The organism is Auraticoccus cholistanensis (assembly GCF_009742705.1).
Classification (GTDB): domain Bacteria; phylum Actinomycetota; class Actinomycetes; order Propionibacteriales; family Propionibacteriaceae; genus Auraticoccus; species Auraticoccus cholistanensis.
Genome location: NZ_WPCU01000004.1, coordinates 326,473 through 347,625, shown reverse-complemented (window position 1 = coordinate 347,625; position 21,153 = coordinate 326,473). Strand labels below are relative to the sequence as shown.

Sequence of the window (21,153 nt, the reverse complement as noted above, 5' to 3'; positions counted from 1 at the left end):
TCGAGGGCAACGCGCAGACGTTCCGGATCATCACCGAGCTCGAGGTGCTGGGCCCCGGTGACGAGGGGCTCAACCTGACCGCGGCGGTGCGCGCGGCGGTGGCGAAGTACCCGTGGGGACGCTTCCACTGGCCCGACCCCCATCCCAGCACCTGGCGCCAGCCCCCGCGCGGGGCCGCCGCCGGACCCCGGGTGGGCGACCCGGAGGACCTGTCGATGGGCGGCCTGCCGGCCAAGTTCAGCGCCTACGTGCCCGACCTGGCCGAGCTGGCGGACGTCCTGGGCACCGTGCCGGGGCTGCCGCCGGGACGGCAGACGCTGGAGTGCGCGGTGATGGACCTGGCCGACGACATCGCCTACTCGCTGCACGACCTGGAGGACTTCCACCGCTCGGGGGTTCTGCAGTTCTCGCTGGTCTCCGCCGAGCTCCGCGAGTGGGACGGCCGCCGCCGCGAGCTGGCCGAGCTGGACGACGACCAGCTCCGCGCCCGGGCCCGCCAGCCCGGGACGGGGCTCGAGCGGCTGCGCCGGCGGCTGATCGGCAAGGACAGCTGGATCTTCTCCGAGGACGCCTTCGCCTCCGCCGTCAGCTCCATCGGCGAGGAGTTCGTCGACGGCGTGCTCGCGGTGCCGCACGACGGCTCGATGGCGGCCGACCGCGCGATCTCCGGCTTCACCGGCTCCTGGATCGACCGGCTGACCTCGTCGGTGCGCCTGGTCCCCGACCCGCCGGTCCGCGGCTCCACGGTGAGCCTCAGCACGCTGGCCTGGCACCAGGTCACGGTGCTCAAGTTCGTCCACCAGTACTTCGTGCTGAACCGGCCCGACCTGGCGATGCAGCAGCGCGGGCAGGCCGCCGCGCTGACCCAGCTGGTGTCGGCCTACGACGACTGGCTCTCCGACGTCCACGACGCCGGCCGGGCGCCGCGACGGCTGGTCGACCTGGTGCAGACCGCCACGGCCGGCTACCGGCGCACGGCCCGCGAGCACCCCGAGTGGCTGGACCACCAGACCGACGAGGCCTCGCTGACCCGGATGGGCCGGGGCCGCGGGATCGTCGACTACGTGGCCTCGCTCAGCGACGACCAGGCCTTCGACCAGGCCGACCGGCTGCGCGGCTCGAGCGGACGGCTCTGGTCCGGCGGGGTCTGAGCGCGGGCGCGCACCGGGCCCGGGGACGACGAAGGCCTCCGCCCCTACGAGGGCGAAGGCCTGGGTGTCGGACCGGTCAGCGCAGACCGAAGGGGTACTGGCGCTGGGCGGCCATGATCAGGTCGTTGCGCATCGCCGGGCTGGCGGCGCTGTCGATGGCCTGGTTGATCAGCCGGGCGTGACGGGCGGCGGCCCGACGAGCCCGAGCGTTCTCGCGGCGGCTGCGGGCGGCCTTCGCAAGCGACATGGGGTTCTCCTCGTGGTGGTGCTGCGGGACGCTGGCTGCGCCCTCATGGGCAGTAACTGTACCAACGAGTGCAGTATTCCGACCGGCCCTTACGAGGTGATATGCGTCTCATGACGTGGCGGCGCCGGGGGTGTCCCACACCCGACCGGTGGCCCAGCCGTACTCCCAGGCCTGGATGGAGGGGGCCTCGAGGCCGAGCCCGGTGAGGATGGCGCAGACCTGCTCGCGGTGGTGGTTGGCGTGGTTCAGGGCCTGGGCGAAGAAGATGCCGAGCCGGCACCGGCGCACCCCCGCATCGAGCGGCACCACGATCTCGGGGTCGATCTCGGTGGCGAGCACCGCCTCCCAAGCCCGGCCGGTCCGCTCGGCCAGCACGTCCAGCTCGTCGAGGTCGCGCTCGGGCTCGGCGCGGTAGCTGTCGTACCGGTCGAGACCGGCGTCGACACCGAGCACGGTGGCCACCCGGCGGCAGTAGCTGGTGTCGCTGCGCACGACATGGTCCAAGGTGGTGGGGATGTCGCCGTAGGTCCCCACGCCGGTGGCCCTGAGCTGCTCCTCGCGCAGCGGCCGGCAGACGTCGACCAGCCGGCGGGTGGCCCAGGTGCTGTGCCGGAAGGAGTCGAGCACGAGGTCGTTCACGGTGCACCTCCACGACGAGGACGGGTCGAGCCGACGGTACCCGGCTGCAGCCGCCGCAGTCGCTCCGGACCGGCGGACCGTCGGCTCGGGCCGCGGGACACGAGCGCTCCCGCACGCCTGAGCGGCGGCTGCGCCGGTGGGCTCAGCGGGTGGTGACGTGCACGTGGTCGCGGTGGTTCGCGGTGTCGCTGCCGCGGTTGCCCATGGAGCGCCAGCCCTCGCCCGCGCGCTGGGTGGTCCAGATCTTCTGGTCGAAGATGACCTCGGTGACGCCCAGGCGTCCGGCGTTGGCGCGGACGTACTCGGCGACCTCCCAGCCCAGCGCGTTGCCCGAGCTGGACGAGTAGCCGGGGATCATCGCGTCGATCGCCCGGCCCTCGGGGTGCCCGGGGACGGAGTCGGCGCGCTGGCCGCCGTAGCTGGTGATGCTGGGGAAGGCGGCGCAGATCGCCCGGTGGACCGCGATCGCGTTCGGCTGCAGCCCCGCCTCCACGCCGGAGCCGCTGGGGCACGACCCGCCGGAGACACCGCCGGACCCGGCACCGGAACCACCGGTCTGCCGCTCCCGCGGCTCCTCGTCGGTGAGGTACTTGCCGGCGACCCAGGCGGCGCGGCCGTCCAGCTCGATCTGGCGCCACCCGTCGGAGGTGCGCTCGGTGACGGTCATCGACTCCCCGGCGTCGAGCACCTGCAGCAGCGTCGAGCCGGCGTCCGGCTCGGCGCGGGCGTTGAGGTCCACGGTCGTCCAGCGGGTGCCGGCCTCGGCGCCCAGCTGGGAGGGGCTCAGCGCGGTCCGGGCGGTGTCGCGGGACGCCCGCTGCTGGCGGGTGCGCTCCGCGGCCTCGGCGGCGGCCTTCTTCTCCGCCGCCTCCTTCGCCGCGGCCTTCTTCTCGGCGGCCTTCTTCTCGGCCGCCTTCTCCTCGGCCTTCTTCTCGGCCGCCCGCTGCTCCGCGGCGCGGGCCTCGGCGGCGTTGTGCACCCGGGCGCCCTGGACGGCGCTGCGCGCGGCGTCGAGCACCGCGCTCTGCTGCCGCGTCACCTCGGGAGCCTGGGCGGGGACGGCGAGCAGCACCGGCTCGGCGCTCACCCGGGCCTCCGCGCCCACCGCGCTGCCGAGCAGCACCAGCGTGGCCAGGCCGGCGGCGACCTGCGGCAGCCGGCGGACCACCCGTGGGGCGAGCGGTTCCCTGATGCCACGACGTGCCCGACCCACAACCAACACTCCCCGAGAATCCCCGAACCTGAACAAGACATGAGGATCTTAAGCATTCGACTCAGGAAGGGCCAATCGAGCCGCCGGCGAGGGCGGGTACTAGCGTCGGCGCCATGAACCTGGAGCGACCGATCCCACCCGACCCGTACACCCTGCTGCCGGCCGTGCCGTCGTTCACGCTGACCAGCCCCGAGCTCGCCGACGGCGGCTCCCTGGGCGAGAAGCACGCCTTCGAGGGCGGCAACACCGCACCCAGCCTGGAGTGGTCCGGCGCCCCCGAGGGCACCCGGTCCTTCCTGGTCACCTGCTACGACCCCGACGCGCCGACGCCGAGCGGGTTCTGGCACTGGGTGGCCGTGGGGGTCCCGGCCGACGTCACCTCGCTGCGCGACGGCGAGCTGCCCGAGGGCGCGTTCACCGTCCGCAACGACTACGGCCAGCCGGGCTTCTGCGGGGCCGCCCCGCCGCCCGGGGACCGCCCGCACCGCTACATCTTCGCCGTCACCGCCCTCGACACCGACGACACCGGTCTCGACGAGTCGGCCACTCCCGCGGTGGTGCACTTCATGACCCTCCAGCACGTGCTGGGCCGCGCGCTGCTCACGGGGACGTTTCAGATCCCGGCCTGATGCACGCTCACGAGCCCTGATGCACTTCTACGAACCCCGCGCCGGCCACCGGCTGCCGCACGACCCGTTCAACGCGCTGGTGGCACCCCGCCCGATCGGCTGGGTGTCCACCCGCAGCGCGGACGGGGTGCTCAACCTGGCTCCCTACAGCTTCTTCAACGCCTTCAACTACACCCCGCCGATCATCGGCTTCTCCAGCAACGGCTGGAAGGACTCGGTGGCCAACGTCGAGGCCACCGGCGAGTTCGTCTGGCAGCTGGTCAGCCGGTCGCTGCTCGAGCCGATGAACCAGACCGCGACCACCCGGAAGGTGGACGAGTTCGCGGCCGCCGGGCTGACCCCGGCGGCCAGCCGGGTGGTCACGGTGCCGCGGGTGGCCGAGGCGAGGGTGGCGATGGAGTGCCGGCTGAGCCAGCTCGTGCGGCTGACCGGCGCGGACGGCTCGCCGACCGTCTCCACCGTGGTCTTCGGCGAGGTGGTGGGCGTGCACATCGACGAGGAGCTGCTGGTCGACGGGGTGGTCGACACCGCGGCGGCCGACCCGGTGATGCGCGGCGGCGGGCCCACCACGTACTTCACCCTCGGCGAGCGGCTGGACCTGCGCCGGCCCGACTGACCGGCACCGGCGACCCATCCGGGTGGTCCCCGGCTCCGAACACCGGTCGACACCTACCGGAGGAGCACCGTCGTGACCACGACCACCACCCCGCCACGCCGCACGTCCACCGGCCGTCACCGCGCGCTCGCCGCCGTCCTGGCGGCAGCGGGTCTGCTGGCCGTCCCCCAGGCCGCGGCGGCGCACGTCGGGCTGACCCCGACCAGCACCGAGGCCGGGGCACCGACGCTGCTGACCTTCAGCTTCTCCCACGGCTGCGAGGGCTCGGCCACCCGGCGGCTGGCCTTCCAGGTGCCCGAGCCGCTGGTCCTGGTCACCCCGACCGCACACCCGGGCTGGAGCGTCGAGACCCGGACGGAGTCCCTGGCCGCCCCCGTGCCGGACGGCCACGGCGGGCAGCACACCGAGCGCACCAGCGAGATCGTCTACACCGCCGAGGAGCCCGTGCCGGACGGCGTCCGCGACGCCCTCGTGCTGGCCACCACGCTGCCGGCGGAGACCGCGGGCCGCACGCTCGCCTTCCCGGTGGTGCAGAGCTGCGAGTCCGGCGAGAACGCCTGGGTGCAGGTGGCGGCCGACGGGGCCGACCCCGAGCAGCTCGACTCCCCCGCCCCGACGCTGACCGTGGCCGCCGGTGCCGTCCCGGGCCACTCCGACGACGCCGCAGCCGTGGAGGACGAGCCGACGGCGGCCACCGACGAGCAGACGGCGGCCACGGCGACCCTTCCCGCCGCGACCGCCCCGCTGCTCGGCGCCGGCGCGCTGCTGCTCGGTCTGGTCGGCGCGGTGACCGGGACGGCCGCGCTCGTCCGCAGCCGCCGCTGAGCTCGCGGTGACCACCACCGGCTGCCGGGCCCACGCCCTCGCTCCGCCTGCGCCCCGTGAGCTGTCCCGCTCGCGTGCCCTGACCGCCGCGCTGCTCGCGGTGGTGGCGGGGCTGGCCTGGCTGCTGGGCAGCGCGCAGCCGGCGGCGGCCCACGCCGAGCTGGTGGCGACCACGCCGTCGTCGGGGACGACGCTGGACCGGGCACCGGAGCAGGTGGTGCTGCAGTTCAGCGAGCCGGTCCGCCTGGTGCCCGACGGCATCCGGCTGGTCGGGGCCGACGGCACCCCGCGGGCGATGGTCGCCACCGCCCGCGGCGAGCAGGTCACCGCCGAGGTGCCCGCCGACGCCACCGGCACGCTGGTCGTCAGCTGGCGGGTGGTCTCGGGTGACAGCCACCCAGTCAGCGGTGCCCTGGTGGTGACGGTGGGGGCGAGCACCGGACCCGTCCTGCAGCAACCGGTCGAGCTCGCGGGGAGCGACCGGCTGCTGCAGGGCGTCGGCGTAGCCGCCACGGCGCTGCAGCACCTGGCGGGGATGACCCTCGCCGGGCTCGTGCTGTTCGGCGCGGTGGTGGCCCGCCGCCACCCGTCGGGCACGGCGCCGAGGCGGCTGCTGGTCGCGCTGGCCGCCGCGGCCTCGCTCGGCGTCCTGGCCGGTGCCGCGGTCACCGGTCTGCGGATCTCCGGCGGAGGTCTGGCCGCCGTGACGAGCCCGGCGGACTGGCTGCCGCTGGTGCCCGCGCCGACGCTGGCCACCGTCGGTGCGACCCTGGCGGGCGGCTGGCTGGTGGTGGCGCTGCACGGCGACCAGCCGTCGCGCCGACGCAGACGTGCCGCCCTGGCGGCGGGGGCGGTCACCGTGGTCGCCCCGGTGCTCAGCGGCCACACCGTCACCGTCGAGCCGCGCTGGCTGGGAGTCGCCGCCGACGCCGTCCACCTGGCGGTGGGCGCGACCTGGCTGGGCGGGCTGGTGGGGCTCGTGCTGCTGGTCCGGCGCAGCCTGCCCGGTGCCGGGGGCGTCCGCGACGGGGTGGCGCTGGCCCGGGTGACGGCCCGGTTCTCCGCGCTGGCCGGCTGGTCGGTGCTGGCCCTGGGCGTCAGCGGGGTGACGCTGGCGGCGCTGGTGCTGCCGGGGTGGTCGGCCCTGCTCGGGACCGGCTACGGCCGGTCGCTGGTGGTCAAGCTCTCCCTGGTCGCGGTCGTGCTGGGGGTGGCCAGCTGGAACCGCCAGCTGCTCGTGCCGCGGGTCCGCCGGGCGCCGGACGCCCCCGCGGCCTGGTCCGCCTTCCGGCGGCTGATGCTGGTCGAGGTCGCCCTGCTGGTCGCCGTGCTGCTGGCCACCGGCGCGCTGACCAGCCTCGACCCCGGCGGCGGCCGGGACAGCGCCACGCCGGCGACCACCGCCGCGGCGCCGACACCGGCAGCTCCTCCCACGGCTCCGACGCCCGCCGCCGAGGACCACGCCGGCGGGCACGACGGCCACGGACCGGCAGGGCGCACCCTGGCCGTGCGCCGGACCCTCGCCGACGGCGGCGAGCTCACCGGGTCGATCAGCCCGGTCCTGGTCGGCACCAACACCCTCCGCTTCGAGGTCCGCGACGCCGACGGCCGGCTGCTGCGCCCGGAGCAGCCGCCCACCGTCCGGGTCCGGCTGGACAGCCGCGACCTCGGCCCGCTGAGCACCACCGCCACCGCCGAGGACGGCGGACGCTGGCGCGCCGACCTGGACCTCCCCCTCGGCGGTGAGTGGACGGTCGAGGTCGCCGTGCGCACCAGCACCTTCAGCGAGCCGGTGGCCAGCTTCGCCGTGATCGCCGTCTGATACCGCCCGCGCGCCGGCTCAGGCGAAGTCGGCCGCGTGGCCGCGGATCCAGGCGATCTCGGCCGCCTCACGGTCCAGGGCGCCCTCGTCCACCCAGGTGCGCTGGGGCTCCTGCCCCCGGCGGGCCAGCTCGGCCATCAGAACCCTGGTCGCCTCCATCCGTGCCGTCACGACCTCCACCACGTCGAAGTCGGGCAGGTCCCCGTACGCCTCGCAGAAGACCGCGATCCGGGAGCGGCGGTCCGGCACCGCCGGGAAGTGGTGCCACTCCAGGGCCAGGGCGTCCGAGCGCAGCGGCACGAACCACCGCAACGCGTACGCGACGTCGTCGAGGCGCGGCCCCGGGTGGAGGTAGTCCCAGTCGATCAGGCCGACCGCCTGCCGGTCGCGCCACACGACGTTCCACGGACCGACGTCACCGTGGCTGTGCACGAGGTCAGGGCCGTCGACCGGCGGGGCACCCCAGGTCGCGTCGCCCGGGGGAACCCAGTCCTTCCCGGCGTCGTGCACCGTGCGGAGCAGCCGGGCGGCCGAAGCCAGGCCCTCGTCGGTGTGCTGGTGGTACCAGCCGTCCCCTCCGGACTCCCCCTCGAGCAGCCGCAGCGTCTCCACCCCGCCGGACAGGCCGATCGGCTCGGGGACGCAGGTGAGCCCCGCTGCCCGGAGGTGACGCAGGTAGGCGTGCACCGTCGGGCTGCTCGGACCGGCAGGGCGGGTCACCACGCCGTCTGCGATCCGCACCGGTCGGTACCTGGCGTTGACCTCGGCGGCGCGGCCTCCTGCGGCCAGCGGGTTGCTCACCACCTCAGCCTGCCCGGCCCCTCTCCCCGCGGCAACGGCGTTGCGGGGCGACCGGCAGCCCGGGACGGGGACGGTCCGCCGCCCCGTGACGTCGGCTGTGCCGGGTACTCCGCGTGCCCGGTTCCACCGGGCTCGCGCTCACGCTGGTCCGCGCCGCCAGCACCTCACGCCGGCGCGAGCACTGCCGTCCGTCCGTCGAGGGCGCGCGCGCAGCGTGGGCTCGCGGGGACGTCGCCCTGAGAACGTGTACGCCGTCGCCCCCGGACAGCCCGACACGCCGGGACACGCCGCCAGTGACCCCGACAACATACACGCGGTCGGGGGTGCCGGCGGGGCCGCCGGCGGGGCCGCGGGCGTGTCAGAGGTCCGTCCTAGGCTCGGTCCACAGGCCGCTGCGCACGGCGGGACGGACACCACGGAGGTGCCAGATGAAGTTCGGGATGAACGTGCCGATCTTCGGCGAGTACGCCGACGTCCGGCTGCTGGCCGAGCTGGCCGTCGACGCCGAGCGGGCCGGCTGGGACGGCTTCTGGGTCTGGGACCACATCCAGTGGAGCGGCGAGGGCGAGGGCGAGCCGCGCCAGCCCGCGGTCGACCCCACCGTGGCCCTGGCCCTGGTCGCGGCCTCCACCAGCCGGGTCCGCATCGGCCCGATGGTCACGCCGCTCGCCCGGCGCCGGCCGTGGAAGGTGGCCCGCGAGATCACCACCCTGGACCACCTCTCCGGCGGCCGGGTGACCTTGGGGGTCGGCCTGGGCGGGCCGCCCGGGCTCGAGTTCGGCGACTTCGGCGAGGACACCGACCCCCGGGTCCGCGCGGCGAAGCTGGACGAGGGGCTGGACGTGCTGACGGGGCTGTGGAGCGGGGAGCCGTTCGACTTCGCCGGGCAGCACCACCGGGTCCATCGCGCCCAGCTGCTCCCGCCGCCCGTCCAGCGACCGGTCCCGATCTGGGTGGGCGGGGAGTGGCCGGACCACCGGGCGCCGTTCCGGCGCGCGGCCCGCTTCGACGGGGTCCACCCGCTGCTCTTCTCGGTTCCGCCGGACGACCAGCCGGCCGCCATCCGCGAGCTGGTGTCGTTCCTGCGCGGGATCCGACCTGACGACCGGCCGTTCGACGTGGCCTTCGGCGCCGAGACCCGCGGCGACGGCAGCGAGGCCGACCGCGCGCTGGTCCGGGAGTTCGAGCAGGCCGGGGTGACCTGGTGGATGGAGCCGGTCTCGCACTGGCGTGGGCCGCTGGCCGAGATGCGCGAGCGCATCAGGCGGGGTCCGCCGGCCCTCTGACGCGCCGTGCGCATCTCCTCGCCGCCCCGACCAATCCGCAGCACGGAGGCCACCGAACTGGGGACAGCGACACACTCACCGAGGAGATGCTCATGTCCCGCAAGATCCCCACCCTGCTCGCCGCCGGCGCCCTGCTCGGCGCCCCCCTGGCCGTGATGGCCGTCGCGGCACCGGCCTCCGCCGACACCCGCGAGATCACCTTCAGCCTCAACCCCTCCACCGGGTCCGAGGCCTCGGGCACCGCCACCCTGACCGCCGAGGAGAACGGCGACCTCACGGTGCGCATCGAGGGCCGCGACCTGGTCCCGAACATGCCGCACGCCCAGCACATCCACGGCGACGTGTCGGGCACCCTGTTCACCTGCCCGACCGACGCCGCCGACGCCGACGGCAACGGCTTCCTCACCGTCGAGGAGGGCCTGCCCGACTACGGCGGCATCCACATCTCGCTGACCACCGAGGGCGACACCGCCCCCGACAGCGGGCTGGCGGTGGACCGCATGCCCACCGCGGACGAGGACGGCAACCTGTCCTACGAGCGCACCATCGAGGCGGCCGACCTGCCCGAGGGCACCATCGACGCGCTGGACAACCTGCACATCGTGCAGCACGGCGTCGACGCCAACGGCAACGACGAGTACGACCTGGACGGCCTGGGTGAGTCCACCTTCGCCAAGTCGCTCGGCGTGGACGACATCCCCTCCGAGGCCACCGACGTGGCCACCTGCGGCATGGTGATGCCCTCCGGCGGCGTCAACACCGGTGGCGGCACCGCCGCGGCCTCCGTCGCGGGAGCCGACCAGCTGGGCCTCGTCGCCCTCGGGTCGGTCGCCCTGCTGGGTGCCGGCGCGGCAGCCGTGGTCGCCCGTCGCAAGGCCACCTCGGCCGAGTGATCCCACGTCCGCCGGGGCGGGGTGACGCGCCCCTGCCCCGGCGGACCCCACCGCACGACCGGCACCACGCACGACCGGAACCACGCACGACCGAGAACCACGCGACGGAGACCACGATGAACCGACCACGACGCTGGCTGCTGGCCACCACCGCGGCGCTGCTGGCCCTGCTGGGAGCCGCCCTGGTGCTCACCGGCCTGCGGGGCGGCGAGGCCGCCCCGGCCCCGGTGGTCCCGGTCACCGCCGAGCCGGCACCGCCCGCCGGCTCCGCCACGCCGACCGAGACCCGGCCCAGCCGCACCCCCACCCGCACTCCCACCCCGGAGCGCGAGCCCGAGGCGCCCGCGGCGCTGGCCGAGTCCGCTCCCACCCGCATCACCATCCCGGCCATCGACGTGGACAGCTCGGCCTTCGTCGAGCTCGGTCTCGACGCCGCCGGGGAGGTCGCCGCTCCCGGACGCGCCGACGACATCGGCTGGTTCACCGGCGCGCACACCCCCGGCGCTCCCGGCGTCGGCGTGGTCGCCGCGCACGTCACCTGGAACGGCGCCGAGGCCCCCTTCTTCGAGCTGGGCTCCCTCGACCGCGGCGACGAGGTGACGGTCGAGCGGGCCGACGGCACCAGGGCGACCTTCGCGGTCACCCGGCTCGACACCTTCCCCAAGGACGAGTTCCCCACCACCGAGGTCTACCGCCCCAGCGACGAGCCGGAGCTCGTGCTGATCACCTGCGGCGGCGAGTTCGACCGCGACGCCCGCTACTACGACTCCAACGTGGTCGTCTGGGCCGAGGTCGTCAGCACCGACGCCGGCTGAGCACCGGCGGCGGGTCAGGCCTCCGGAGCCGGCGGGGCGGCCTGGCGCTTCGCCCCGTAGAGCAGGTCGGCGTACTCCGGGTGCCGCCCGATCCAGCTCGTGACGAAGGGGCAGACCACCAGCGCGGACACGTCGCGACGGCGGATGTCGTCGAGCACGTGCCGGGCGAGTGCACCACCGACGCCCCGGCCCTCGTAGGCCGGGTCGACCTCGGTGTGGGTCACCACCACCAGGCCGTCCGCCAGCTGGTACTGCACGAAGCCGGCGAGCGCGGTGCCGTCGCGGGCCTCGTACCGGGTGGCGTCCGCGACGTCGGTGATGACCAGGTCCATGGCCGGAGTCTGCCAGAGGCGGACGCGCGGTCGGGCTCCCGGCCGGGCGTCCGGTAGAAAGGGGCCATGAGCTCCCTCGGCACCCCCGACCCGCACCCCGGCTGGCTGTCGGAGGAGGACCTCACCCACGTGCGGCACCGGCTGCCGCTGCTGTACGTCGAGGCCATCCCGGTGCGCCAGGCCGAGGACGGCACCGTCTCCGAGGTGGGGATGCTGCTGCGGGCCGACGCCGGCGGCACCTTCAAGCGGACGATCGTCTCCGGCCGGGTGCTCTACGCCGAGACCGTGCGGGCCGCGCTGCTGCGCCACCTGGAGAAGGACCTGGGTCCGATGGCCTTCCCCCGGCTGCCGGCCTGCCCGACCCCGTTCACGGTGGCCGAGTACTTCCCGCTCCCGGGTCTGGGGCGGTTCTCCGACGAGCGCCAGCACGCCGTCTCGCTGGTCTTCGTGGTGCCGGTCACCGGACGCTGCGACCCGCGCCAGGACGCCCTGGAGCTCACCTGGCTGTCACCGGCGGAGGCCGTCAGCGCTCCCGTCACCGACGAGCTCGAGGGCGGACGCGGGGCGCTGATCCGGATGGCGATGGCTCACGTGGGCGCGTTGGACTGACCCGCCCTCCCCCTCGCGCTGGGGGCGCCGCCGGAGAAGGAGCTGCGGTACAGCTCCGCCGGCAGCGCCACCGAGGCGAAGGACTGCTCGCCGTGCGCGGCCAGCTCGGCCAGGGCGGCGTCGCGGTCCCCCGACTCCACCCGCTCCAGCAGCAGCCGGTGACGGGCGGCGTGCTGCACCAGGTCCTCGTAGTAGGCCTCGCGGACCACCAGGTTGCGGGCCATGCACAGCAGCTGCTGACGCTGGATGGCGGCGTAGCTCTCCGAGAGCCGCCGGTGCGCGGCGATGCCCACCAGCGCCAGGTGGAAGCGGTAGCCGGCCTGCACCAGCCCGCCCCGGTCCTCGCGGCGGGCGCAGTCCTCCATCTCGGCCACCGCCCGGCGCGGCGCCTCCAGCAGCGCCGGGTCGCGGACGGGCACCCCCAGCTCGAAGGCGAGCCGCTCCAGGGCCGAGCGCAGCGTGAGGATCTCGTGCACGTCCTGGTCGGTCAGCGTCGCCACCCGTGAGCCCTTGCGCGGCTGGGTGACGATGAAGCCCTCGCCCTCCAGCAGCCGCATCGCCTCGCGCAGCGGCGGCCGGCTGATCCCCAGCCGCTCCGTCAGCCGCTCCTCGGCCAGCCGCTCACCCGGCGCGTACTCCCCCGCCAGGATCATCGAGCGCAGCGAGTCGGCGGCCAGCTGGACCAGGCTCGGCGCGTGGATGCCGTCCGGGCCGGGGCTCGCTGAGGTGGTCATGTCTGCTCCTTGCCGCGGGGGACCTCCCCGACTGTCGCACTCCGCAATTCTCGGCGCTGCGGAAAAGTTCTCCGCAACCCCTTGACGTCGTGTTGCTTATTGTAGACAGTAGTCGAAGTTTGTAGACAGTAGTCGGGCTGGTGGACGTCAAGGAGGACGCTCGGTGACATCGACTCGTGCCGTGGTGGGTCTGGGGAACCTGGGCCTGGCCGTGGCCACGCGACTGGCCCGCACCGGTGAGGCCCCCCTCGTGCACGACGTGGACGCTGACGCCGTGGCCCGGGCCGAGCAGGCCGGCTGCCAGCCGGCCGACCCCGAGCAGCTGGCCGAGGCCGGGACGCTCTGGCTGCTGGTCCCCGACGACGACGCGGTGCGCGAGGTGCTGACCGGGGACGAGGGCCTGCTCGACCGGCTCTCCCCCGGCACCCTGGTGGTGCTGTGCAGCACGGTGTCCCCGGGCACCGCCGCCGAGCTGGCCGGGAGCTGCCGCGAGGCCGGCGTCCAGCTGGTCGAGGCCCCCGTCAGCGGCGGCGCGGACGCCGCCCTGGAGGGCGAGCTGCTGGTGCTGCTGGGCGGCGACGACGAGGCCCTGGACCGGGCGGAGGAGGCTTGCGCGCCGGTGGCCTCCCGCACCGTGCGCACCGGACCCGCCGGCACCGCCTCGGTGGTCAAGCTCTGCAACCAGCACGTGCTCTTCGCCGGCCTCACCGCGCTGCACGAGGCGGTCGCCCTGGCCGGTCGCGCCGGGGTGGACGAGGCGGTGCTGGTCGACGCCCTGGCCGGCGGGACCGCCCGCTCCTGGGCGGTGGAGACCTGGGGCTTCTACGACCGGCTCGAGCGCGACTACGCCGCGCGCGGCGTCCCGCAGCGCGGACGCCCCTGGGACAAGGACCTGCGCCACGTGCTCGAGGTGGCGCACCAGCACGAGGTCGACCTGCCGACCGCGCAGGTCGCCCTGGACACCCTCGGCGGCTGGATCAGCCGCCACGCGGGCGGCGCCGAGGCCGACCCGTCCCCGACCGGAGGTGACTCCCGATGACCATCACGACGGTGCCCGAGCCCGTGCTGGCTCCGTCCACGACCCCGCGCCGGCGCGGCGGTGGACGGCGCGGCCAGGGCTGGGCCGCCTTCTTCTTCCTGATCCCGTGGGGCGCGGGCATCGTGCTGCTGACAGTCGGCCCGATGCTCTACTCGCTCTACCTGTCCTTCACCAGCTACGACCTGCTGAGCGCGCCGGAGTGGGTGGGCCTGGCCAACTACGAGCTGATGCTCGCCGACCCACGGTTCTGGAAGTCGGTGCGGGTCACCCTCGTCTACGTGGTGGTGTTCGTGCCGCTGCTGCAGGTGGTCTCGATGCTGGTGGCGCTGCTGCTCAACAGCAGGCTCCGGTTCCTGACCGGGTACCGCGCGCTGTTCTACCTGCCCTCGCTGATGGGGGCGAGCGTGGCCGTGGCGGCCCTCTGGCGCCAGGTGTTCGGCGCCGAGGGCCTGGTCAACGCGGTGCTGGGGGTGTTCGGCGTCGAGGGCGTCGGCAGCTGGGTGGGCGACCCGAACCGGGCGCTCGGCACCATCATCGGGCTCAACCTGTGGGCCTTCGGCTCGACCATGATCATCTACCTGGCTGGGCTGCGGCAGGTGCCCCGCGAGCTGCTGGAGGCCGCCGAGGTGGACGGCGCCAGCCGGCTGCGGCGCTTCTTCTCGGTGACCCTGCCGCTGATGACCCCGCTGGCCTTCTTCAACGTGCTGATGGGCACCATCAACGCCTTCCAGTCCTTCACCGGCGCCTACGTCGTCAGCGGCGGCACCGGCGGGCCGGTCGACTCCACCCTCTTCTACACGCTCTACCTCTACGAGCGCGGCTTCACCCAGCTGCAGATGGGCTACGCCTCGGCGATGGCCTGGATCCTGCTCGTCGTGCTGGCCGTGGTGACCGGTCTGTTCTTCCGCTCGTCCAGGTACTGGGTCCACTACGGAGACGAATCATGAGCACAGCACAGACCCGGGTCGCCATGCCCCGGCCGTGGTCGGCCGAGACCCAGCGCCCCGCCCGCAACAAGGTGCTGCGCGGCATCATCAAGCACGCGGTGCTGATCTGCTTCCTGCTGATCATGCTGTACCCGCTGCTGTGGATGGTGGGGGCCTCGTTCCGCCCCGGCAACCAGACCTTCGCCGGGCTGGGCATCTTCTCCGACACCTACACGGCGCAGAACTACGCCGACGGGTGGTCGGTGGGGAACCTCAACTTCTCCCGCTACTTCGTGAACTCCGCGATCATCACCGTGGGTGCCATCCTCGGCAACCTGGTGGCCTGCTCGCTGACCGCCTACGCCTTCGCCCGGCTGGAGTTCCGCTTCAAGGGCGTGCTGTTCGGCCTGGTCATCGCCACCATGCTGCTGCCCCAGCACGTCACGCTGATCCCGAAGTACATCATCTTCAACCAGATGGGGTGGGTGAACACCTACCTGCCGCTGGTGGTCCCGCACTGGTTCGCCGTCGACGCGTTCTTCGTCTTCCTGATGGTGCAGTTCATCCGCACCCTGCCGAAGTCGCTGGACGAGTCGGCGCGGATCGACGGCTGCGGCCACTGGGGCATCTTCTGGCGGATCGTGCTGCCGATGTCGCTGCCGGCCATCGGCACCACGGCGATGTTCACCTTCGTCGCCGCCTGGAACGACCTGCTCGGGCCGCTGCTCTACCTGCCGCGCTCGGACCTGTGGACGGTCTCCCTCGGGCTGAACTCGTTCCTGGACCAGACCGGCCAGAGCACCTACGGGACGCTCTTTGCGATGGCGACGCTCTCGCTCGCCCCCATCGTCGGATTCTTCATCGCCAGCCAGCGGCTCCTCGTCGAGGGGATCGCCACCACCGGTCTCAAGTGAGCGCGGACCGGCACACAGGACGACCAGAACACAAGGAAGAAGGAAGCATCATGAACCGGTTCTCCCGCAGGACCACGGTGCTGGGCGTCGGCGTCCTCACCGGGGTGCTGCTCACCACCAGCGGCTGCCTCAACGGCGGCGGCGGCGCGGCCCAGGTCTCCGACGGCCAGGGCGAGGTGGGCGGCAACATCCAGATCGCCTGGTGGGGTGGTGAGTCCCGCAACGCCAAGACCAACGCGGTGGTCGAGATGTTCACCGAGGCCAACCCCGGGGTGACCACCGAGACCCAGTCGGCCGACTACGCGCAGTACTTCAACCGGCTGAACGTGCAGGCGGCCAGCCAGTCGCTGCCCTGCGTGGTGCAGATGCAGGACCGCCAGGTCAACGACTACACCAAGCGGCAGACGCTGATGCCGCTGGACGAGATGGTCGCCTCCGGCGCCATCGACACCAGCCAGATCCCGCCCGCCGTGCTCGACGGCGGCCGCGGCAGCGACGGCAAGCTCTACTTCATCCCCTACGGCATCGCCTGGGACGCCCTGGTGGTGAACACCACGCTGGCCGAGGAGACCGACGCCGGTGCTCCGCCGGAGGAGTGGGACTGGCCGACCTTCGTGGAGTACCTCCGCACCGCCCAGAAGGGGCTGCCGGAGGGCAAGTACGCCGCCCCGGCCGGCGGCCAGCTGCAGAACACCTTCTACGCCTGGGCCGTGGCCCACGGCATCGAGGTGTTCAACGCCGAGGGCAAGCTCGGCTTCACCGAGGCCCAGCTCAAGGAGTTCTGGACGATGTGGCTGGAGCTGCAGGAGGAGGGGGTCTCGCTGCCTCCGGACATGGCGGCCGAGGAGCCGCCGGGCGCCGACCAGGGCTACCTGGCCACCGGCACCACCATGGTGGGCGCCCTCCCGGGCAACGCCCTCTACGTGGCCAGCCAGACGCTGGAGGGCACCGACAGCGGCGGCGAGCTGGTCAGCCGGCGCTACCCCGACGGCCCGGCCGGCATCGGCAACATCCTGGTGGCCTCCGGCTTCGGCATCGCGGCCAACTGCGACAACGTGCCCACCTCGGCGGCCTTCATCGACTTCTTCACCAACGACCTGGAGGCCGGTGTCGGCTTCGCCGCGGACAACGGCGCACCCACCAACACCGCGGTGCTGGAGGCGCTCACCGGCTCGGACTCCGAGCTGCCGGAGCTCAAGCGGGCCGAGCTGGAGCAGTACGAGGCGATCGTCGCCGACAACCCGCCCAAGGTGAACTACCCGCCCGGCTTCAACGCCGTCTTCCAGCAGTCGTTCCAGCGCAACTACAACGAGGCCGCCTTCGGACGGCAGTCGGTGGACGACGCGGTGGCGACCTTCTTCGCCGAGACCAACGCCAGCCTGGGCTGACCTCCTCCCGGACCACCCCCTCACCGGGGTGGTCCGGGCCGGTCCCCCACCACACGAGGAGAACCATGAGCTTCGCCGATCAGCTCCCCGACGGGGCCCTCACGGGTCTGCGGGTGCTGGACCTCACCCAGGTGATGTCGGGCCCCTTCTGCACGATGATGCTGGCCGACCTGGGCGCCGACGTGATCAAGGTGGAGAACCCCGACGGCGGTGACCAGACCCGCACGTCGTGGGGCTACGCCGTCCGCGGCGACGACTCGCGGGCCTTCCTGTCGTTGAACCGGAACAAGCGCAGCGTCCGCCTCGACCTCAAGGACGAGGACCAGCGCGCCGACTTCTACGCCATGGTGCGGGAGGCCGACGTGGTGGTGGAGAACTTCCGGCCCGGCGTCGCCGCCCGGCTGGGGGTCGACTACGAGCGGCTGCGCACCGAGAACCCGGCGCTGATCTACGCCAGCATCTCCGGCTTCGGCCAGACCGGGCCGTACTCGCAGTACCCGGGCTACGACCTCATCGCCCAGGGCATGACCGGGGTGATGAGCATCACCGGCGAGCCGGACGGCAACCCGGTCAAGTGCGGCCTGCCGGTGGCCGACCTGGGGGCCGGGATGTTCACCGCCTTCGGGATCCTGGCCGCCTACGTCGCCCGGCTGGCCACCGGCGAGGGCCAGTACCTGGAGGTGTCGCTGTTCGAGGCGGCGCTGGCGCTCTCGGTGTGGGAGTCCACCGAGTACTGGGCCACCGGCGAGGCGCCGCAGGCGCTCGGGTCGGCCAACCGGATGTCGGCGCCCTACCAGGCCTTCCGCGCCAGCGATGGCTACCTCACCGTCGGGGCCAACAACGAGCGGCTGTGGCGGCGGCTCTGCGACGTGCTCGGCGCGCCCGAGCTGGTGGCCGACGAGCGCTACCGCACCAACACGCTGCGGATGGGCCACCGCGACGAGCTGGTCGCCGACCTGACCCCGCTGTTCGCGGCCCGCTCGGTCGAGGAGTGGGTGGACGCGCTGCTCGCCGCCGGCGTCCCGGCCGGCCCGATCCGCGACTACGCCTACGTGCTCGACTCCGACCCCCACGTGGCCGCCCGGCAGGCGGTGACCAGCTACGAGCACCCGGTCGAGGGCACGGTCAAGGTCCTCGCCTCCCCCGTCCGGCTGCAGGGCACGCCGCCGACGGTCCGCCGCCCCGCCCCGCTGCTCGGCGAGCACGACGACCTGCGCCGCGGCGCCGCCGCCGGCGAGCGGCTGGTCGAGGAGGGCACCCGTGGCTGACCCCGCGGTCGACGGGGAGCAGCCCGGCCGGGTCACCGCCCGCCAGGACGGCCCCGTCCTCACCCTCACCCTGGACCACCCGCGCCGGCTCAACGCCCTCACCTGGGACATGTACGACCAGCTCGAGCGGCACGCCCGGGCCGTGGCGGGCACGCCGGGGGTGCGCGCGGTGGTGCTGACCTCGGCCGGCTCGCGGGCCTTCGCCGCCGGCACCGACATCTCCCAGTTCACAGGCTTCGACGCCGAGGCCGGGCTGGCCTACGAGCGGCGGGTCGGCGAGGTGCTCGACGCCCTGCGCGCCGTGCCCGTCCCGGTGGTGGCCGCGGTGCCGGGGCTGGCGGTCGGCGCCGGGCTGGTGCTGGCCGCCGCCTGCGACCTGGTGGTGGCCGCCGAGGACGTCCGCTTCGGGGCCCCGGTCTCGCAGACCCTGGGCAACTGCATCGACGCCTCCGCCGTCGAGCTGGTCCGCCGCCGGCTCGGGGCGGCCCGCACCGACCAGCTGCTGCTCGCCGCCGACCTGGTCAGCGCCGCCGAGCTCGCCGGCTCGGGGTTCATCACCCGGCTGCTGCCGGCCGGCACCGACCCCCGCCCGGCGGCGGAGGAGCTGGCCCGCCACGTGGCCGCGGGAGCGCCGATCACCCTCCGCTCGCTCAAGCAGATCAGCCGCCGGCTCGACACCGACCCCGCCGCCGACTGCGCCGACCTGGTCGGCGCCTGCTACGGCAGCGCCGACTTCGCCGAGGGCGTCACCGCGTTCCTCGAGCGCCGACCCGCCCGCTGGGAGGACCGATGACCGACATCCGCACCATCGACGCGCACCAGCACTTCTGGGTGGCCGGGGAGAGCGAGCAGCCCTGGCGCGGCCCCGGCCACGACGCCCTGGTCCGCGACTTCACGGCTGAGGACCTGACGGTGATGACCCGCGAGCTGGGCATCGACGGCACCGTGCTGATCGAGTCCGAGGACGGCCCGGAGGAGAACGACCGGCTGGCCCGCTGGAGCCGGCAGGCGCCGGTGGTGGGCGTGGTGGGCTGGCTGCCGCTCGCCGACCCCGAGGCCGCCCGCGCCGAGTGGCGCCGCCTGGACCTGCCGCGGATGGTCGGCACCCGCTGCCTGGTGGGACGTCAGCCGCTGGACTGGCTGCAGCGGCCCGACGTCGTGGGGCTGTTCGAGGACCTCGCCGCCGCCGGGCTCGCGTGGGACGTCGTCCCGCTGGAGCGGGCCCAGTGCGAGCAGGTGGTGGCGCTGGCCGAGCGGGTGCCCGGGCTGCGGATCGTCGTGGACCACCTGGCCCGCCCGCCGCTGGACGGCGCCCCGGAGCAGCCGTGGCTGGAGAACCTGCAGCTGCTCGCGGCCGCCCCCGGCATCGCGATCAAGTTCTCCGTGGGCCTCGACGTGGTCTCGCGCTGGTCCTGGGACGCCGACCAGCTGCTCGGCTGCGCCCGGGCCGCGCTGGACGCCTTCGGACCCGACCGGGTGATGATGGCCAGCAACTGGCCGGTCTCGGAGCTGGGCACCGACTACCGCACGCTGTGGCGCGACCAGACGGCCGTGCTGGAGCAGCTGCTGCCCGACGCCGACCAGCGCCGGATGGTGCTGGGCGGCACCGCCACCCGGTGGTACGACCTGGAGCGGGAGGAGCGGTGAGCGGCCGCGCCTTCGAGGGCCACCGCCCCGAGCTGGACCCGAGCGCCTGGGTGGCGCCGGGGGCCGAGCTGGTCGGCCGAATCCGGCTGGCCGCCGGCAGCTCGGTCTGGTACGGCGCGGTGCTCCGCGCCGACGGCGCCGACCTGGTGGTCGGGCCCCGCAGCAACGTGCAGGACGGCTGCGTGGTGCACGCCGACCTCGGCGCCGGCGTCGCCCTCGGCGAGCACGTCACCGTCGGGCACCGCGCGGTGCTGCACAACTGCACCGTCGGCGACCGCGTGCTGGTCGGGATGGGCGCGGTCGTGCTCAACCGCGCACGCATCGGCTCCGACGTCATCATCGGCGCCGGTGCGGTGGTCGCCGAGGACGTCGAGGTGCCGTCCGGCTCCCTCGTCCTCGGCGTCCCCGGCCGGGTCCGCCGCGAGCTCACCGACGAGGAGCGCGCCCGCGTCCTCGACAACGCCCGCAGCTACGTCGAGCTGGCCCGCCGGCACGCCGCCGAGGCACCTCCTCCCTGACCCACCCCTCGACCCGTCCGCAGACCATCCCTGACCCATCCGCCCCCCGACCCATCCGACCCCCGAATGACGAACCAACCAACAGAAAGCAGGAGCAGCGTCACCATGACGAACACCTATCCCGTCCAGCAGGCTCCCCAGCTCCCCTGGACCAAGGCCGACCCCGACCAGCTCGGCAGCCTCTTCCGCTTCCTCCGGGTGGTGGACGTGGTCGACGCCATGGACGGCATCGGCTACTTCAACATCGGTCTGATGAACCCCGACGTGCGCCCGCTCTGGCGCGGCATGAAGTTCTTCGGCGAGGCCGCCACGCTCCGCTGCGTGCCCGCCAACAAGCCGATGTGGGCGCTGTCCTCCACCCAGGACGTCGTCGAGGCCCACCGCATCTGGTTCGAGAAGCACCCGCCGGCACGCCTCCCCTCCGACCTGACCCCCGGCCACGTCGTGGTGATGGACTCCGGCGGCGGCCCCGAGGTCGGCTTCTGGGGCTCGGAGAACGCGATGGGCACCATCGTCGGCGGTGCCGTGGGCATCGTCACCGACGGCTACTGCCGCGACACCGGCGAGATCGAGGCCCAGGGCACCCCGGTGGTGGCCCGGCGCCGCGGCCGCACCATCATCCCGGGCCGCATCGAGGCGGTGGAGACCCAGACCAAGATCGCCTGCGGCGGTGCCCAGGTGAACCCCGGCGACATCGTCGGCGCCGACGACGACGGCGTGGTGGTGGTCCCCCGGGAGGTGGCCGTCGAGGTCGCCACCCACGCCCGGGCCGTGCTGCTGCACGACATGCGGGCCCGCAAGCGCCACTACGACAAGCTCGGTCGCCCGGGCGACGCCAGCA

The 21,153-nt window shown here is 74.0% G+C and carries 24 protein-coding genes; 18 read left to right on the top strand and 6 right to left on the bottom strand.

The window, feature by feature from the left end; all coding sequences use genetic code 11:
- A partial coding sequence (locus GC722_RS04085; protein ID WP_231747386.1) for a phosphodiesterase occupies positions 1–1,151 on the top strand: 1,151 nt, incomplete at its 5' end.
- A 76-nt stretch (positions 1,152–1,227) separates the two neighbouring features.
- Here the strand turns inward: GC722_RS04085 and GC722_RS17590 are convergent.
- The 3 genes from GC722_RS17590 to GC722_RS04075 all read right to left on the bottom strand — a co-directional run bounded on the left by GC722_RS17590 (position 1,228) and on the right by GC722_RS04075 (position 3,205).
- Positions 1,228–1,398 (bottom strand): hypothetical protein, encoded by a 171-nt coding sequence (locus GC722_RS17590; RefSeq protein WP_197429764.1) that lies wholly within the window; start codon positions 1,396–1,398, stop codon positions 1,228–1,230.
- 108 nt (positions 1,399–1,506) lie between these two features.
- Positions 1,507–2,037, bottom strand: a complete 531-nt coding sequence (locus tag GC722_RS04080) for a DinB family protein (RefSeq protein WP_156608195.1) — start codon at positions 2,035–2,037, stop codon at positions 1,507–1,509.
- Between the two features lie 142 nt (positions 2,038–2,179).
- Positions 2,180–3,205: an SH3 domain-containing protein gene (locus GC722_RS04075; RefSeq protein WP_197429763.1), complete on the bottom strand. Its 1,026-nt coding sequence runs from the start codon at positions 3,203–3,205 to the stop codon at positions 2,180–2,182.
- Between the two features lie 158 nt (positions 3,206–3,363).
- Between GC722_RS04075 and GC722_RS04070 the strand changes: the two genes are divergently transcribed.
- The 4 genes from GC722_RS04070 to GC722_RS04055 all read left to right on the top strand — a co-directional run bounded on the left by GC722_RS04070 (position 3,364) and on the right by GC722_RS04055 (position 7,142).
- Entirely contained in the window at positions 3,364–3,879 is a 516-nt protein-coding gene (locus tag GC722_RS04070; RefSeq protein WP_156608193.1) for a YbhB/YbcL family Raf kinase inhibitor-like protein, read from the top strand.
- 19 nt (positions 3,880–3,898) lie between these two features.
- A complete protein-coding gene (locus GC722_RS04065; protein WP_156608191.1) occupies positions 3,899–4,495 on the top strand; it encodes a flavin reductase family protein in 597 nt (198 codons plus the stop codon).
- 72 nt (positions 4,496–4,567) lie between these two features.
- On the top strand, positions 4,568–5,320 hold the full coding sequence (locus GC722_RS04060) for a YcnI family copper-binding membrane protein (protein ID WP_156608188.1): 753 nt from the start codon (positions 4,568–4,570) through the stop codon (positions 5,318–5,320).
- 7 nt (positions 5,321–5,327) lie between these two features.
- Positions 5,328–7,142, top strand: coding sequence for a copper resistance CopC/CopD family protein (locus tag GC722_RS04055; protein WP_156608186.1), 1,815 nt, complete (start codon positions 5,328–5,330; stop codon positions 7,140–7,142).
- An 18-nt stretch (positions 7,143–7,160) separates the two neighbouring features.
- Here GC722_RS04055 and GC722_RS19150 read toward each other — a convergent pair whose 3' ends face one another.
- The gene (locus GC722_RS19150; RefSeq protein WP_197429762.1) at positions 7,161–7,943 is read right to left on the bottom strand and encodes a phosphotransferase; all 783 of its coding nucleotides are present in this window, start codon (positions 7,941–7,943) and stop codon (positions 7,161–7,163) included.
- A gap of 428 nt (positions 7,944–8,371) precedes the next feature.
- Here GC722_RS19150 and GC722_RS04045 point away from each other — a divergent pair, with 428 nt between their 5' ends.
- The 3 genes from GC722_RS04045 to GC722_RS04035 all read left to right on the top strand — a co-directional run bounded on the left by GC722_RS04045 (position 8,372) and on the right by GC722_RS04035 (position 10,937).
- A complete protein-coding gene (locus GC722_RS04045) occupies positions 8,372–9,229 on the top strand; it encodes an LLM class flavin-dependent oxidoreductase (RefSeq protein WP_156608184.1) in 858 nt (285 codons plus the stop codon).
- 92 nt (positions 9,230–9,321) lie between these two features.
- Positions 9,322–10,122: a hypothetical protein gene (locus GC722_RS04040; RefSeq protein ID WP_197429761.1), complete on the top strand. Its 801-nt coding sequence runs from the start codon at positions 9,322–9,324 to the stop codon at positions 10,120–10,122.
- A gap of 116 nt (positions 10,123–10,238) precedes the next feature.
- Positions 10,239–10,937: a sortase domain-containing protein gene (locus GC722_RS04035; RefSeq protein ID WP_156608179.1), complete on the top strand. Its 699-nt coding sequence runs from the start codon at positions 10,239–10,241 to the stop codon at positions 10,935–10,937.
- A 14-nt stretch (positions 10,938–10,951) separates the two neighbouring features.
- Here the strand turns inward: GC722_RS04035 and GC722_RS04030 are convergent, their stop codons facing one another.
- Positions 10,952–11,365 carry a GNAT family N-acetyltransferase gene (locus GC722_RS04030; RefSeq protein WP_331714362.1) on the bottom strand — a complete coding sequence of 138 codons (414 nt, stop codon included), beginning with the start codon at positions 11,363–11,365 and terminating at the stop codon, positions 10,952–10,954.
- Here GC722_RS04030 and GC722_RS04025 point away from each other — a divergent pair.
- Entirely contained in the window at positions 11,336–11,878 is a 543-nt protein-coding gene (locus GC722_RS04025) for a DUF4916 domain-containing protein (protein WP_156608175.1), read from the top strand. The two genes, GC722_RS04030 and GC722_RS04025, sit on opposite strands and share 30 nt — an antisense overlap.
- Here GC722_RS04025 and GC722_RS04020 read toward each other — a convergent pair.
- Positions 11,857–12,612: a GntR family transcriptional regulator gene (locus GC722_RS04020; protein ID WP_156608173.1), complete on the bottom strand. Its 756-nt coding sequence runs from the start codon at positions 12,610–12,612 to the stop codon at positions 11,857–11,859. The genes GC722_RS04025 and GC722_RS04020 overlap by 22 nt on opposite strands.
- A 163-nt stretch (positions 12,613–12,775) precedes the next feature.
- Here GC722_RS04020 and GC722_RS04015 point away from each other — a divergent pair, with 163 nt between their 5' ends.
- From GC722_RS04015 to GC722_RS03975, 9 genes are all read left to right on the top strand, one after another.
- Positions 12,776–13,651: an NAD(P)-dependent oxidoreductase gene (locus GC722_RS04015; RefSeq protein ID WP_156608171.1), complete on the top strand. Its 876-nt coding sequence runs from the start codon at positions 12,776–12,778 to the stop codon at positions 13,649–13,651.
- A complete protein-coding gene (locus tag GC722_RS04010; RefSeq protein WP_156608169.1) occupies positions 13,648–14,598 on the top strand; it encodes a carbohydrate ABC transporter permease in 951 nt (316 codons plus the stop codon). The genes GC722_RS04015 and GC722_RS04010 overlap by 4 nt, the downstream gene beginning before the upstream one ends.
- Complete coding sequence (locus GC722_RS04005; RefSeq protein WP_231747385.1) at positions 14,595–15,491, top strand: carbohydrate ABC transporter permease; 897 nt, start codon at positions 14,595–14,597, stop codon at positions 15,489–15,491. The genes GC722_RS04010 and GC722_RS04005 overlap by 4 nt, the downstream gene beginning before the upstream one ends.
- A gap of 50 nt (positions 15,492–15,541) precedes the next feature.
- Positions 15,542–16,879 (top strand): ABC transporter substrate-binding protein, encoded by a 1,338-nt coding sequence (locus GC722_RS04000; RefSeq protein ID WP_156608167.1) that lies wholly within the window; start codon positions 15,542–15,544, stop codon positions 16,877–16,879.
- 65 nt (positions 16,880–16,944) lie between these two features.
- Positions 16,945–18,147 (top strand): CaiB/BaiF CoA transferase family protein, encoded by a 1,203-nt coding sequence (locus GC722_RS03995; RefSeq protein WP_156608165.1) that lies wholly within the window; start codon positions 16,945–16,947, stop codon positions 18,145–18,147.
- Complete coding sequence (locus GC722_RS03990) at positions 18,140–18,940, top strand: enoyl-CoA hydratase-related protein (protein ID WP_156608163.1); 801 nt, start codon at positions 18,140–18,142, stop codon at positions 18,938–18,940. Before GC722_RS03995 ends, GC722_RS03990 begins: the two co-directional genes overlap by 8 nt.
- Positions 18,937–19,794, top strand: a complete 858-nt coding sequence (locus GC722_RS03985; protein WP_156608161.1) for an amidohydrolase family protein — start codon at positions 18,937–18,939, stop codon at positions 19,792–19,794. Before GC722_RS03990 ends, GC722_RS03985 begins: the two co-directional genes overlap by 4 nt.
- Positions 19,791–20,312 carry a gamma carbonic anhydrase family protein gene (locus GC722_RS03980; protein WP_331714361.1) on the top strand — a complete coding sequence of 174 codons (522 nt, stop codon included), beginning with the start codon at positions 19,791–19,793 and terminating at the stop codon, positions 20,310–20,312. Before GC722_RS03985 ends, GC722_RS03980 begins: the two co-directional genes overlap by 4 nt.
- Before the next feature lie 105 nt (positions 20,313–20,417).
- A partial coding sequence (locus tag GC722_RS03975) for an RraA family protein (protein WP_156608832.1) occupies positions 20,418–21,153 on the top strand: 736 nt, incomplete at its 3' end.